Origin of the sequence: Pseudomonas muyukensis (genome assembly GCF_019139535.1) — a bacterium.
GTDB classification, from domain to species: domain Bacteria; phylum Pseudomonadota; class Gammaproteobacteria; order Pseudomonadales; family Pseudomonadaceae; genus Aquipseudomonas; species Aquipseudomonas muyukensis.
This window is the reverse complement of sequence record NZ_CP077073.1, coordinates 626,041-640,329: the sequence shown is the minus strand read 5'-3', so window position 1 is coordinate 640,329 and position 14,289 is coordinate 626,041. Positions and strand designations below refer to the sequence as shown.

Genomic DNA, 14,289 nt, shown 5'->3' with positions numbered 1-14,289 from the left:
CGACTAGGGTCTCTATGGGCTTGATAGCTGCCATTTCATGGACAGCTTTTCAAAGTATTACCCACAAAGTTATCCACAGGTTGCGCCACGCCAGTGGCCCTGTTCTGGTCAAGGAAGATTCCCATGAGCACAGTCCATTCGTCGCCTTGTCCGCCAGCTGAACTGGAAGCGCGACTGCGTCTGCATCGCCTTCCTGATATTGGCTTGCGACGCTTTCACACCCTGATCGAAGCCTTTGGCAGTGCCTCGTCGGCGCTCAGTGCACCGGCCAGCGCGTGGCGTTCGCTGGGGCTGTCGGCAGCCAGTATAGACGCCCGGCGCAGTACGCAAGTGCGTGACGGGGCTTTGGCTGCAATGGCCTGGCTAGAGCGCCCGGACCAGCATTTACTGATGTGGGACCGGCCTGGCTACCCGGCGTTGCTGGGCGAAATCGACGACCCGCCGCCGCTGTTGTTCGTAGCTGGCAACCCCGTCTTGCTGGAGCGCCCGCAACTGGCAATCGTGGGCAGCAGGCGTGCTTCAGCGCCGGCGCTGGATACCGCAGGGGCCTTTTCCCGTTGCCTGTCCCAGGCCGGATTCGTCATCACCAGCGGCCTTGCCGTGGGCGTCGACGGTGCCGCCCATCGGGGCGCGCTGACGGTCGGCGGGCAGACTGTCGCGGTGCTCGGCACGGGTTTGCAAAAACTTTATCCACAGCGCCACCGCGAGCTGGCCAGGGCGATTATCGACAGTGGCAGCGCCCTGGTTTCCGAGTACCCCCTGGATGCCGGGCCGCTGGCCGGCAACTTCCCCCGGCGCAACCGCATCATCAGCGGCCTGTCGCTGGGCGTGCTGGTGGTCGAGGCCAGTCTTGCCAGCGGTTCGCTGATCACCGCGCGGCTGGCGGCCGAGCAAGGGCGGGAGGTGTATGCGATCCCCGGGTCCATCCACCATCCCGGCGCCAAGGGCTGCCACCAGCTGATCCGCGACGGCGCACTGTTGGTGGAAAGCGTGCAGCAGATCCTCGACAGCTTGCGCGGTTGGCAGAACCTGCCGCCGGCGGCTGTGGATAATCCTCGGCATCCGCTGCTGGCCTTGCTGCATGCCGCGCCGCATACCAGCGAGGGCCTGGCCCACAGCAGCGGCAAGCCGTTGGCCGAGGTGTTGGCCAGCCTCACCGAGCTTGAGCTCGAAGGCCGGGTGAGCAATGAAGCCGGGCGTTGGTTTGCCCGTTCCGGCTAAGTACACTGCGCACACGGCGTTTATGCGGAGAGACGGAAAATGGTGAGCAGTTGGCGTGTGCAACAAGCCGCGCGTGAGGTGAAGGCGGGTGCGGTGATCGCCTATCCGACGGAAGCGGTCTGGGGCCTGGGCTGCGACCCATGGAACGAGGACGCGGTGTATCGCCTGCTGGCGCTCAAGTCGCGGCCTGTGGATAAAGGCCTGATCCTGATCGCCGACAACATTCGCCAGTTCGACTTTCTGTTCGAGGATTTCCCCCAGGACTGGATCGATCGCATGGGCGCCACTTGGCCTGGGCCGAACACCTGGCTGGTGCCGCACCAGGACTTGCTGCCCGAGTGGGTGACCGGCCAGCACGACACCGTGGCGCTGCGGGTCAGCGACCACCCGCAGGTGCGCGAGCTGTGCGCGCTGGTGGGGCCGCTGATCTCCACCTCCTGCAACCCGGCCGGGCGGCCGGCGGCCAAGAGCCGCTTGCGGGTCGAGCAGTATTTCCATGGGCAGGTGGACCTGGTGCTCGGGGGGGCGCTGGGGGGGCGCAAGAACCCTAGTGTGATTCGCAATCTGGTGACGGGCGAGGTTGTGCGTCCGGGTTGATACCGCTGGCGAGGGCTTCGTGCCTAAAGGGCACCCCTTTCAAGTCCTTTGGGCTTAGGGCCATAGACCGGATGAGGGCCTCCAGATGTCCGCCGCAAACCTTGCAGCGCCTATCAGATCGAGCGCCGCCCGCGCGGCGCTCGATCTCAAGAGCGCTGCAGCCCTGTCGTCGAACACCTTGAAAGGCCTTTGCCTAAAGGGGATAGAAACAAGCCCAAAAAATAATGGCCGCTGAAGCGGCCAAAGGGTAAGGATGCACTCGCCCGGATAACTTGAAACTCAACCGGCGCACCAGCACAACCTCAAAGAGAAACGCTACGCCTTAGAGCTGGCACGGTCAAGCGAGGTCCCTTCTCTCGCGTGTCACTCCCACAGGGATTCTCTGCACCCTCAGGACTTTCTGATTTTTCCTCCCAAGGCTGCCCATCTCGCATTCAGAGAAATATCCTACGCAGTCTGTCGACTGCCATTACCTTCTCAGTGGGAACGCCTGCCTCTAGGCTCCAAACCGTCGCCGAATAACTTGGCGATCGGGTGTGGTAACCCGGTAACAGGAAGGTATCAGAGTCGTCTATGGCGGCTGTGCGCGGGAGGCTTTCGAGCCTGCCGGGTCTGGTACCTCCCCGGTTTACCACCCCGTGTACAGCTGCCACCCATTCGTGTGGTAACGGACGAGGTGTCAGCCCTACTCTGGTAGAGGTTGCCATGAACAAGAAGATTGTCCCCGATCCACCACTTCCTAACACCACAACCCACCCCTTCGGCCGCTGCGACGCCGGCCACCCACCGCTCTTCACCGTAAACCCCAATATCGAAGCCCACGACGCCCTGGTACACGTCGCGCTCTACCTGCGCTGTGCCTATGACACCGGCATCAAGGCCCTTGACCATCTACGCGACGAGGGGCGTGGCATGTACTGGTCGAGTCTGCATTCGCTGGAAATGGCGGAGGGGTTGGTGGAGGCGATGCTCGATGGCATCGAGTCGGCGCCAGCACCTGGGAAGCCCCGGCAGGGCGGTTGATCGCGTGTTGGCGGGCAAGTGCAGGGCGATAGTTTTGCAGTGCTCTTGAGATCGAGCGCCGCCCGCGCGGCGCATCGCGGATGAATCCGCTCCTACATCTGTTGCAACGTGCCGCACCTGTCAGGCCATGGTTGCCAGCCTTGGCGCATGGCATGAGACAGGCGGGGCGGCGGTGGCGCCAGCCGAAAAATCGCGTCGTACCCACAAGGCGAACAACCATGGCCTATCGGTCATGGCCACGTTGCAACGAATGTAGGAGCGGATTCATCCGCGATGCGCCGCGCGGGCGGCGCTCGATTTCATAGGCGCTGCAACGCTCGCGGCGAACACCCCGCAGGGCTGACCCTCAAGGCAGCAAAACAGTCGATCCAACCGTCCGCCGCGCCGACAACTCTGCCTGCGCCTTGGCCGCCTCGCTCAACGGATACCGCTGCTGGATATCCACAACCAGCTTGCCGCTGGCGATCATCGCGAACAGGTCATCGGCCATGGCCTGGGTGTTCTCGGCATCGTTGGCATAGCTGCCCAGTGTTGGCCGAGTGACATACAACGACCCCTTCTGCGACAGGATCCCCAAGTTGACCCCGGTTACCGCGCCGGAGGCATTGCCGAAGCTCACCATCAACCCGCGCGGCCTCAGGCAATCCAGCGAAGTCAGCCAGGTATCGGCCCCCACGCCGTCATACACCACTGCGCACTTTTGCCCGTCGGTCAGTTCCAGCACGCGCTGGGCGACATCTTCATGGCTATAGTCGATGGTCGCCCAAGCCCCGAGTGCCTTGGCCCGCTCGGCCTTCTCGGCAGAACTCACGGTACCGATCAGCTTAGCCCCCAGCGCCTTGGCCCACTGGCAAGCCAGCGACCCCACGCCACCGGCGGCGGCATGAAACAGCACGAAATCACCCGGTTGCACGGCGTAGGTCTGCTTGAGCAGGTACTGCGTGGTCAGCCCCTTGAGCATCACCGCCGCCGCCTGTTCGCAGCTGATCGCCTCGGGCAGCTTCACCAGGTTGGCCTCCGGCAACGTATGCACCTCGCTGTAGGCTCCCAGCGGCCCACCGGCATAGGCCACGCGGTCGCCGACCTTGATGCGCGTGACGCCTTCACCTACCGCCTCGACCACCCCAGCCGCCTCGGTACCCAGCCCGGAAGGCAGAGACGGCGGCGCATACAGCCCGCTGCGAAAATAGGTATCGATGAAATTCAGCCCGATCGCCTGGTTACGCACCCGCACCTGCTGCGGGCCGGGCGGTGCCGGCTCGAACTCCACCAGTTGCAACACTTCCGGGCCGCCATGCTGGCTGAACTGGATACGCTTGGCCATCACACACTCCTGTCGTCGCGGGTCGCAAAGGGTCTTCTATCGGACGCCTTTGCTTGATCGCCGTCAACTGCGACGCGGGCTCGGCCGGTGGTATGCTACGCGGCGAATTTCCCCGCTCCTTCCAGGTGACCCGATGACCAGCCGCACCGAGGCCGTAAAAGCCTACCTGCTCGACCTGCAAGACCGCATCTGCACTGCCCTCGAAACCGAAGACGGCGGCGCCCGCTTCGTCGAGGATGCCTGGGTGCGCGATGCCGGTGGCGGCGGTCGCACGCGGGTGATCGGCGACGGCAAGGTGATCGAGAAAGGTGGGGTGAACTTCTCCCACGTGTTCGGCGCTGGCCTGCCGCCGTCGGCCAGTGCCCACCGCCCGGAGCTCGCGGGCCGTGGCTTCGAGGCCCTGGGCGTGTCGCTGGTGATCCACCCGCACAACCCGCATGTACCGACTTCCCACGCCAATGTGCGGTTCTTCATCGCTGAAAAAGAAGGCGAAGAGGCGGTGTGGTGGTTCGGCGGCGGCTTCGACCTGACCCCCTACTACGGCAACGAAGAAGACTGCGTGCACTGGCACCGCGTGGCCGAGCAGGCCTGCGCGCCGTTCGGCGCCGATGTGTACCCGCGCTACAAGGCCTGGTGCGACCGCTACTTCCACCTCAAGCACCGTGGCGAGCCGCGGGGTATCGGCGGGCTGTTCTTCGACGACCTGAACGAATGGGACTTCGACACCTGCTTCGCCTTCATGCGCGCCATCGGCGACGCCTACGTCGATGCCTACCTGCCGATCATCCAGCGCCGCAAGGACACCCCGTACACTGCCAAGCAGCGTGAATTCCAGGAATACCGCCGTGGCCGCTACGTTGAGTTCAACCTGGTCTACGACCGTGGCACGCTGTTCGGTTTGCAGTCGGGCGGTCGCACCGAGTCGATCCTGATGTCGCTGCCGCCGCAGGTGCGTTGGGGCTACGACTGGAAAGCGGAGCCTGGCAGCGAAGAAGCGCGCCTGACCGACTATTTCCTGCAGGACCGCGACTGGCTCGCCCAGTAAGCCTGTGGATAACCGAGGAGCTCCCATGGACCAGTACGTCGTATTCGGCAACCCCATTGGCCACAGCAAGTCGCCGCTGATCCACCGCCTGTTCGCCGACCAGACCGGCCAGGACCTGGAGTACGCCACCCTGCTGGCGCCTCTGGACGAGTTCAGCGACTGCGCCACTGGCTTCTTCAAGCAAGGCAGCGGCGCCAACGTCACCGTGCCGTTCAAGGAAGAGGCCTATCGCCTGTGCGACAGCCTCACCCCGCGCGCCCAGCGTGCCGGCGCGGTGAACACCTTGACCAAGCTGGCTGACGGCACCCTGCAGGGTGACAACACCGATGGCGCCGGGCTGGTGCGTGACCTGACGGTGAACGCCGGGGTGGTCTTGGCGGGCAAGCGTATCCTTATCCTTGGCGCCGGCGGTGCTGTTCGGGGCGTGCTGGAGCCTATCCTGGCGCACAACCCGCAATCGTTGGTGATCGCCAACCGTACCGTCGAGAAAGCCGAGCAACTGGCGCGAGAGTTCGACGAGCTAGGGCCGGTGGTGGCCAGTGGTTTCAGCTGGTTGCAGGAGCCGGTGGACGTGATCATCAACGCTACTTCTGCGAGCTTATCTGGCGAACTGCCGCCGATTGCCGACAGCCTGGTCGAGGCAGGAAGCACCGTCTGCTACGACATGATGTATGGCAAGGAGCCGACGCCGTTCTGCCAATGGGCTAGCAAGCTGGGCGCGGCAAAGGTGCTGGACGGGCTGGGGATGCTCGCCGAGCAGGCGGCCGAGGCGTTCTTCATCTGGCGGGGGGTGCGTCCGGACACGGCGCCTGTGCTGGATGAGCTGCGTCGTCAGCTGGCGCGCAGTTGACGTCGGAGCGCTGTCGGATGAATTGGCGCTCCAGTTCGACCTGCTGTTGGTAGTGAGCGAGTTTTGCTGCGGATTGCGTTCTGCCGGTGTAGGGATCGCGTGCTGTCATATCGCTTTCCAGCCGGGCGATACGTGCCTGTGCATCGGCAACGCTCCAGCAGTTGTCCACAGCGCCGCTGCCTGGAGCGGCTAGTAATGGCACGAGTGCCAGTGCGAGATGAATGCAACTACTCATGGCGTGCTCCGCAGTGAATGAGCGTTGTTTACTCTTTCATCGCCTGCACGCTGTTCGCAACTGACAGAAATACCAGTTGACCGTCAGCCCTCGAAGCGAATCGGGCAACTTGCCATGCCTTCCAGCTTCTGCAGTTCCTCGATCACCTGCGGCCTTGCCCGCTGCAACGTAAGGCTCCCGCCATTGCGCATCAGCCGCCGCGCCTCGCGGTGCAACATATCCACACCCGAATAATCGATGAAGTTCACCTGTCGCGCATCGATCACCACATGCGGCCCCTGGCAGCGCTGCAAGCGCACCTGCAGGTAATGCGCCGCGCCGAAGAAGATCGACCCGCCCACCCGCAACACGTCCGCCTCCCCTTCCCGGCTCTGCTGTACTCGCGGCCTCGAGGTGCGCTTGAGGTAGAAGAACAGCGATGCCAGCACCCCGGCGTAGATCGCCGTCTGCAGCTCCAGCAGCAGGGTCGCCGCCGCCGTCAGGGCCATTACCAGGAACTCCGAGCGACTGACCCGGAACAACGCGCGAATGCCGCGATGGTCCACCAGCCCCCAGCAGATCAGCAGGATGCTCCCCGCCATTGCCGGGATCGGCAGATGGGCGATCAGCCCGGCACCAGCGACCGCGAACAGCGCCACCCACAGCGCCGAGAACACCCCGGCCAACGGCGAGCGGGCGCCTGCGTCGTAGCTGAGCCCGGAGCGGGTAAAGGAGCCGGAGGACAGGTAGCCGGAGAAGAACGCCCCGACGATGTTCGACAGGCCCTGGGCGCGGATCTCCTGGTTGGCGTCGATCAGTTGCTCGGAACGGGCGGACAGGGAACGGGCGATGGACAGGCTGGTGACCAGCCCGAGCATGCCGATAGCCACGGCACTGGGCAGCAGGCGCAGGATCAGTTCCACATCGAGTAACGGCAGTGGGCTGAGCGGTGGCAACTGGCCGACGAAGGCGGGCACACGCGGCACATGGCCGAACACGCCGGGCAGCAGCCAGGCCGCCAGGCTCACCAGCAGCAGACTTATCAACAGGCTCGGCCAGCGTGGGCGCCACAGCTTCAACACCACGCCAATCGCCAGGGTGCTCAGTCCCAGAACCAGCGATGGCATGTCCACCTCGCCAACGTGCCCAGCGAGTTCCTGCACGGTCTTCAGAGCCGTGGCCTGGCTAGGCAAGTCCAGGCCCAGCAGGTTGGGCAATTGCCCCAGGGCGATGACGACGGCGGCACCGAGGGTGAAGCCCAGCACCACCGAATGGGAGACGAAGTTGACCAGCGCGCCGAAGCGCAGCAGCCCCAGCAAGAGTTGGAAGATGCCGCCGAGAAAGGTCAGCAGCAGCACCAGGGTCACGTAGTCGGCACTGCCGGTCACGGCCAGTGGGCTGATGCTGGCGTACAGGACGATGGAGATAGCAGCGGTGGGGCCACAGATCAGGTGCCAGGACGAACCCCACAGGCAGGCGACCAGCACCGGCACGATGGCGGCGTACAGGCCGTACTCGGCGGGCAGGCCGGCGATCAGGGCGTAGGCGATCGATTGCGGCAGGGCGAGGATGGCGCCGCTCAAGCCCACCAGCAAATCCTGGCGCAGGCTGCGGCCCGATTGGCGGGGCAGCCAGGTGAGGAAGGGTAGCAGGTGGTGGAGACGAGGCATGCGTCATTCCTGTTCAGTATCGCTGGCGAGGGCTTTGCCCTCGTTTCGCGACACAAGGCCGCTCCTACAGAAAAGCGCGAACTCCTGTAGGAGCGGCCTTGTGTCGCGAAAGGGCCGCAAAGCGGCCCTGGCAGCCTAACAGACAAAAATCAGAGTGTGGCTTTGACCGTTTCTGCTGCATCCCCGCCAGCTTTGGTGGTCACGCCTGCGAGCCAACCATCCAGCACCTGTGGATGAGCCTTCACCCAACCCCTGGCCGCCTCATCGAAGCTCACCTTCTTATCCACAACCTCAGCCATGATGCTGTTCTCCATCTCCAGCGAGAACTTCAGGTTCCCCAGCAGCTTCGCCACATTCGGACAGGCTTGTGGATAACCTTTGCGGGTCAGGGTGTACACCTCGCCCTTGCTGCCGAACCACTGCTCCCCACCCGTGAGGTAATGCATCTTCAGCTTCACGTTCATCGGGTGCGGGGTCCAGCCGAGGAAGGTGATGAACTGCTGCTTCTTCACCGCCCGGTCCACTTGGGCCAGCATCGCCTGCTCGCTGGACTCGACCAGTTTCCACCGGCCCAGGTCGAATGCGTTGTTGGCAATGATCTCCTTCAGCGACAGGTTGGCCGGCGCGCCGGAGCCGATGCCGTAGAGCTTGTTGTCGAACCGGTCGGCGTGTTTTTGCAGGTCGGCGAAGTCTTTTACCCCGGCGTTCCACACATAGTCCGGCACCGCCAGGGTAAATTCCGTGCCTTCGAGGTTGCGCGCCAGTCGCTGTACATCACCGCTGGCGATGAACTTGTCATGGAAGCCCTGGTGCGCCGGCATCCAGTTGCCAAGGAAGGCATCCACCCGGCCATCCTTCAAGCCTCCATAGATGATCGGCACGGCCAGGCTGTCGATCTTCACCTGGTAGCCCAGGCTTTCCAGGAGCAGGCGGGCAACGGCATTGGTGCTGGCGATATCGCTCCAGCCGGGGTCGGCCAGTTTCACGGTGCTGCATTGCGCGTCGTTGTCGGCGGCGTGGGCCGTGCCCAGGCTCAGGGCCAGGGCGAGCACGGCGGTGGAGAACTTCTGCATGGCGGCCTCTCTTCTCAATCCAGGGGTGCGGGCTGTGGATAACGTGCCTTGCGCTCGAGGTCGTCGAGATCGATGTGGTTGCGCATGTACTGTTGGCTGGCGTCCACCAGCGGTTGGTGGTCCCAGCTTTTCAGCGTGCCGATGGCCAGCGCCTCGGCCACCAGGCGGCGGCGGCGCTGACTGGCCAGCACCTGCTGGCGCAGGCTGGGGATGTCCCAGCGCTGGCGGGCTTCATCGACAAATGCCTGCAGCAGCGCCTGGTGATCCGGGCTGCCGGTGAGGTTCTCCCGCTCGTGCGGGTCGCGGCTCAGGTCGTAGAGTAAACAGGGGTCGTCCTCGCTGTACACGAACTTGTAGGCGCCGCGGCGGATCATCATCAGCGGGCCGACCGTGCCTTCGGCCATGTATTCGCCGATCACCTCGTCATGGCCGCCCTGCCCTTGCAGGTGGCCGAGCAGCGAGCGACCGTCCAGGTGCAGTTGGTTATCCACGGCACCACCGGCCAGTTCGACCAGGGTTGGCAGCAGGTCGCAGGTGGACACGCTGGCGCTGACCCGGGCCGGTGCGAAGCGCTTGGGCGCGTGGACCAGCAGCGGCACCCGCGCCGACATCTCGAACCAGTGCATCTTGTACCAGAGCCCGCGCTCGCCAAGCATGTCGCCGTGGTCGCCGGAGAAGACGATCAGGGTGTCGTCGGCCAGGCCACAGTCTGCGAGGGTCTGCAGCAGCTTGCCGATGTTGTCGTCGATGTAGCTGCAGGCGCCGAAGTAGGCGCGGCGGGCGTCGCGGACCTTGTCCACGGGCAGGGGCTTGTTCCACAGGTCGTAGACCTTCAGCAGGCGTTGCGAGTGCGGGTCCTGCTGGTCCTGGGCGATTTCCTCGCGCGGCAGCGGGATATCCACAGCCTCGTACCTATCCCAGTAGTGCTTGGGGATGGTGTAGGGGTCGTGCGGATGGGTCATGGAAACGGTCAGGCAGAACGGCCGGCCATCGTCCTCGCGCACATGGTCGTAAAGGTATTGGCGGGCCTTGAACACCACCTCCTCGTCGAAATCCAGCTGGTTGGTGCGCACGCAGGGGCCGGCCTGCAACACCGAGGACATGTTGTGGTACCAGCTCGGGCGCTCGCCCGGCGCATCCCAATTTACCGCCCAGCCGTAATCGGCCGGGTAGATGTCGCTGGTCAGGCGTTGCTCGTAGCCGTGCAGCTGGTCCGGGCCGCAGAAGTGCATCTTGCCCGACAGCGCGGTGCGGTAACCCAGGCGCCGCAGGTAGTGTGCATAAGTCGGCACATCGGCGGGGAAATCGGCAGCGTTGTCGTAGGCGCCAATGCGGCTGGGCAACTGGCCGCTGACCAGGGTGAAGCGTGATGGCGCGCACAGCGGGCTGTTGCAATAGGCAGAGTCGAACACCACGGCCTGTTCGGCCAGGCGGGCCAGGTTGGGCATCCTGATCGGCGACGGGTTGTAGATCGGCAGCAGCGGCGCGGCCATCTGGTCGGCCATGATGAACAGGATATTGGGTCGCTTCATGGTGCCCTTCCATCGTCAGGAGTTATGGTGAATGCTTGCAATCCAGCATGGTGCTGTGGATAACGTGGGTAAAGCCCATGCCGGGCAATGACTGGGATTAGCCAAGCTTATGTTTGAGCACCTCGCCGACTTGTCCCTCGACGCCTTGCGCGTGTTCGAGGCCGCCGCCCGCCTGCGCAGCTTCACCGCTGCCGCCGTGGAGCTGGGCACCACCCAGCCGGCGGTCAGCCAGCAGATGAAGCGCCTGGAGGCGCACCTGGGGACGCGGTTGTTCGACCGAATCTACCGGGGCATCGAGCTGACCGAGGCGGGGTTGCTGTTGTTCGAACAGGTGCACCAGGGCTTGCAGGCGATGGACGATGGCGTTGCCCAGGCCAGTGGGCGCGGCCAGCGCGAGGTGCTGCAGGTGGCTACCGACTTCGCCTTTGCGGCGTTCTGGCTGATGCCACGCTTGCAGCGTTTCCACGAGGCTTATCCACAGGTGGACGTGAGCTTGGTGACCGGCGAGCGCAGCCAGGCGATGCTGCGCCCGGACATCGATGTGGCGGTGCTGTTCGGTGATGGGCGCTTCCATCAGGGCGAGAGCCGCTGGCTGTTCGATGAGGAAGTTTTCCCGGTGTGCAGCCCTCGGCTGATTCATGGCAAACCCTTGTCAGCCGTGGCTTTGCAACGCTTGCCACTGCTACACCTGAAGGGCGAGCAGGCCAGTCGCTGGTTCGATTGGGCCGGGGTGTTTCGTGGCCTTGGTGTGGACAGCCCTCCTCCGTCCGGGCAATTGCGCTTCGACAACTACACGTTGCTGATTCAGGCGGCGATTGCCGGGCAAGGGGTGGCGATTGGCTGGGCGCACCTGGTTGATGGGCTAGTCGAGCAGGGGTTGTTGTGCCGGCCCATGGAGGGCAGCTTACGGTCGGCGCGCGGGTACTACGTGGTGCTGCCACCGCGCAAACGGCGCGGGGCGCTGATCCAGCGCTTCGTCGACTGGCTGGAGCAGGAGCGTGGCCGATGAGCGGCGCTGTCTGTAGGCGCGGAAAGGGCTGCGCAGCAGCCCCAGATTTCAGCATTCCTGCAACATTGCCGGGGCTGCTGCGCAGCCCTTTCGCGACACAAGGCCGCTCCTACAGGGATGGCGTAGACTTCAAGACGTTCGAATTACTGCAATCAGGAGCCGCTGTGCAAAGGATCAAGGGCTATCACGCCCACGTGTACTACGACGCATCGACCATGCAGCAGGCCCGCGAGCTGTGCGAGGAAGCGGCGCGGCTGTTCCCCGTGACCATGGGGCGGATGCACCAGAAACCCGTCGGGCCGCACCCGGACTGGAGCTGCCAGCTGGCCTTCGGGCCGGAGGTGGTGGGGGTGGTGTTGCCGTGGTTGGCGTTGTATCGCAAGGGGCTGGTGGTGTTCCTGCACCCGGAGACCGGCGATGAGCTGGCGGATCACCGCGATCATGCGATCTGGATGGGGGCGATCAGGCCGTTGGACCTGTCGATATTCGAAGGTTAGGTTGCGCCGGCTGACGTTGTTCGCCGGCAAGGCCGGCTCCTACAAGGGATCGTCGTATAACCTGTAGGAGCCGGCTTTGCCGGCGAACAAGGCGACGCGGATCAGGCCCGAGCGGCGCGTACGCCTTCGGCCAGCGTCGAGCACAGGCTCAGCACATCCTTCACCGCCTGGTCGGCATCCTTGGCCTGGGCGATCTTGTCGACCAGCGCCGAACCCACCACCACGCCATCGGCCAGGCGGGCAATCGCCGCTGCCTGCTCAGGCGTGCGGATACCAAAGCCAACGCTGATCGGCAGGTCGGTATGCCGGCGCAGGCGGGCAATGGCCTGGGTCACATGCTCGGTGGTCGCCGAACCCGCACCGGTCACACCCGCCACCGATACGTAGTAGACGAACCCCGAGCTGCGCTCCAGCACCCGCGGCAGGCGTACGTCGTCGGTGGTCGGGGTGGTCAGGCGGATGAAGTCGATGCCGGCGGCCTGGGCCGGGGTGGCCAGCTCGGCGTCGTGCTCCGGTGGCAGGTCGACGATGATCAGGCCATCGACGCCGGCCTCTTTTGCCTCGGCGACGAACTGCTCCACGCCGAAGCGATGGATCGGGTTGTAGTAACCCATCAGCACGATCGGCGTGGTTTGGTTATCCACACGGAATTCACGCACCATCTGCAAGGTCTTGGCCAGGGTCTGGCCGGCTTCCAGGGCACGCAGGGTGGCAAGCTGGATCGCCACGCCGTCGGCCATCGGATCGGTGAACGGCATGCCCAGCTCGATCACGTCGGCGCCAGCGGCCGGCAGGCCCTTGAGGATCTGCAGCGAGGCGTCGTAGCCCGGGTCGCCGGCGGTGACGAAGGTGACCAGGGCCGAGCGGCCTTCGGCCTTGAGTTCGGCGAAGCGTTGTTCGAGACGGCTCATGCCTGTTTCTCCTGGGCGGCCATGTGGTTCATCACGGTTTGCATGTCCTTGTCGCCGCGACCGGACAGGCAGATCACCATCAGGTGGTCCTTGGGCAGCTTCGGCGCGCGCTTGATCGCCTCGGCCAGGGCGTGGGAGCTCTCCAGCGCCGGGATGATGCCTTCCAGGCGGCAGGTGGCGTGGAAGGCGTCCAGGGCCTCGTCGTCGGTGATGCTGACGTACTCCACGCGCTTCACTTCATGCAGGAAGGCGTGCTCCGGGCCGATGCCGGGGTAGTCCAGGCCTGCGGAAATCGAGTGGGCGTCGGTGATCTGGCCGTCGTCGTCCTGCAGCAGGTAGGTGCGGTTGCCGTGCAGCACGCCGGGCACGCCGCCGTTGAGGCTGGCCGCGTGCTTGTCGGTGTGCACGCCGTGGCCACCGGCTTCGACGCCGATGATCTGCACGCTGGCATCATCGAGGAAGTCGTGGAACAGGCCCATGGCGTTGGAGCCGCCGCCGACGCAGGCGATCAGGCTGTCGGGCAGGCGCCCTTCCTTTTCCTGCAGCTGGGCGCGGGTTTCCTTGCCGATGATCGACTGGAAGTCGCGGACCATCGCCGGGTACGGGTGTGGACCGGCCACGGTGCCGATCAGGTAGAAAGTGTCGTCGACGTTGGTGACCCAGTCGCGCAGGGCCTCGTTCATGGCGTCCTTCAGGGTGCCGGTGCCGGCAGTGACCGGGACGATCTCGGCACCCAGCAGTTTCATGCGGAACACGTTGGCCTGCTGGCGCTCGATGTCGGTGGCGCCCATGTAGATCACGCAGGGCAGGCCGAAGCGCGCGGCCACGGTGGCGGTGGCCACGCCGTGCATGCCGGCGCCGGTCTCGGCGATCAGGCGCTTCTTGCCCATGCGCTTGGCCAGCAGCACCTGGCCGATGCAGTTGTTCACCTTGTGCGCGCCGGTGTGGTTGAGCTCTTCACGCTTGAAGAAGATCTTCGCGCCGCCGCAGTGCTCGGTCAGGCGCTCGGCGAAGTACAGCGGGTTGGGGCGGCCGATGTAGTCGCGCTGGAAGTAGGCCAGGTCCTCGAGGAACTTGGGATCGGCCTTGGCGGCTTCGTATTCGCGGGCCAGGTCGAGCACCAGCGGCATCAGGGTTTCGGCCACGTAGCGGCCGCCGAACGAGCCGAACAGGCCGTTGGCATCAGGGCCGGCGCGGTATTGGGTCTGGGTCATGGGGCGCTCCGTAGACATAGTCGATAAAGGGGCTGAGGCTGATCAATGAGGTCTACTCTAACCAGCGCACGCCCGGCTGAAAACCGATAAGATTGCGCAAACCTGTCAG

General features: G+C 64.7%; 13 protein-coding genes. 7 read left to right on the top strand and 6 right to left on the bottom strand.

Going from position 1 to position 14,289, the window contains the following annotated elements; genetic code table 11:
• Positions 1-123 precede the first annotated feature (123 nt).
• The 3 genes from dprA (at position 124) to KSS95_RS02985 (ending at position 2,841) form a co-directional block, all read left to right on the top strand.
• Positions 124-1,221 (top strand): DNA-processing protein DprA, encoded by a 1,098-nt coding sequence (dprA, locus tag KSS95_RS02995; protein ID WP_217851570.1) that lies wholly within the window; start codon positions 124-126, stop codon positions 1,219-1,221.
• Positions 1,222-1,260: 39 nt separating this feature from the next.
• Positions 1,261-1,818, top strand: coding sequence for an L-threonylcarbamoyladenylate synthase type 1 TsaC (gene tsaC / locus KSS95_RS02990; RefSeq protein ID WP_217851569.1), 558 nt, complete (start codon positions 1,261-1,263; stop codon positions 1,816-1,818).
• Positions 1,819-2,523: 705 nt separating this feature from the next.
• Positions 2,524-2,841, top strand: coding sequence for a DUF3077 domain-containing protein (locus KSS95_RS02985; protein ID WP_217851567.1), 318 nt, complete (start codon positions 2,524-2,526; stop codon positions 2,839-2,841).
• Between the two features lie 346 nt (positions 2,842-3,187).
• Here the strand turns inward: KSS95_RS02985 and KSS95_RS02980 are convergent, their stop codons facing one another.
• Positions 3,188-4,165 carry an NADPH:quinone reductase gene (locus KSS95_RS02980; RefSeq protein ID WP_217851565.1) on the bottom strand — a complete coding sequence of 326 codons (978 nt, stop codon included), beginning with the start codon at positions 4,163-4,165 and terminating at the stop codon, positions 3,188-3,190.
• 133 nt (positions 4,166-4,298) lie between these two features.
• Between KSS95_RS02980 and hemF the strand changes: the two genes are divergently transcribed.
• A complete protein-coding gene (hemF, locus tag KSS95_RS02975; protein ID WP_217851563.1) occupies positions 4,299-5,210 on the top strand; it encodes an oxygen-dependent coproporphyrinogen oxidase in 912 nt (303 codons plus the stop codon).
• A 25-nt stretch (positions 5,211-5,235) separates the two neighbouring features.
• The gene (gene aroE / locus KSS95_RS02970; RefSeq protein WP_217851561.1) at positions 5,236-6,060 is read left to right on the top strand and encodes a shikimate dehydrogenase; all 825 of its coding nucleotides are present in this window, start codon (positions 5,236-5,238) and stop codon (positions 6,058-6,060) included.
• A 318-nt stretch (positions 6,061-6,378) separates the two neighbouring features.
• Here aroE and KSS95_RS02965 read toward each other — a convergent pair whose 3' ends face one another.
• From KSS95_RS02965 to betC, 3 genes are all read right to left on the bottom strand, one after another.
• Positions 6,379-7,944 carry a SulP family inorganic anion transporter gene (locus KSS95_RS02965; RefSeq protein WP_217851559.1) on the bottom strand — a complete coding sequence of 522 codons (1,566 nt, stop codon included), beginning with the start codon at positions 7,942-7,944 and terminating at the stop codon, positions 6,379-6,381.
• A gap of 149 nt (positions 7,945-8,093) precedes the next feature.
• Positions 8,094-9,017 (bottom strand): choline ABC transporter substrate-binding protein, encoded by a 924-nt coding sequence (gene choX, locus KSS95_RS02960; protein ID WP_217851557.1) that lies wholly within the window; start codon positions 9,015-9,017, stop codon positions 8,094-8,096.
• Positions 9,018-9,031: 14 nt separating this feature from the next.
• Positions 9,032-10,549 (bottom strand): choline-sulfatase, encoded by a 1,518-nt coding sequence (betC, locus tag KSS95_RS02955; RefSeq protein ID WP_217851555.1) that lies wholly within the window; start codon positions 10,547-10,549, stop codon positions 9,032-9,034.
• Positions 10,550-10,658: 109 nt separating this feature from the next.
• Between betC and KSS95_RS02950 the strand changes: the two genes are divergently transcribed.
• Together KSS95_RS02950 and KSS95_RS02945 are read left to right on the top strand one after the other, a co-directional pair.
• Entirely contained in the window at positions 10,659-11,558 is a 900-nt protein-coding gene (locus KSS95_RS02950; protein WP_217851554.1) for a choline sulfate utilization transcriptional regulator, read from the top strand.
• A gap of 164 nt (positions 11,559-11,722) precedes the next feature.
• Positions 11,723-12,055, top strand: a complete 333-nt coding sequence (locus KSS95_RS02945; protein WP_217851552.1) for a DOPA 4,5-dioxygenase family protein — start codon at positions 11,723-11,725, stop codon at positions 12,053-12,055.
• A 101-nt stretch (positions 12,056-12,156) separates the two neighbouring features.
• Here KSS95_RS02945 and trpA read toward each other — a convergent pair whose 3' ends face one another.
• Positions 12,157-12,966: a tryptophan synthase subunit alpha gene (gene trpA / locus KSS95_RS02940; RefSeq protein WP_217851550.1), complete on the bottom strand. Its 810-nt coding sequence runs from the start codon at positions 12,964-12,966 to the stop codon at positions 12,157-12,159.
• Entirely contained in the window at positions 12,963-14,180 is a 1,218-nt protein-coding gene (trpB, locus tag KSS95_RS02935; RefSeq protein ID WP_217851548.1) for a tryptophan synthase subunit beta, read from the bottom strand. The genes trpA and trpB overlap by 4 nt, the downstream gene beginning before the upstream one ends.
• Positions 14,181-14,289 lie beyond the last annotated feature (109 nt).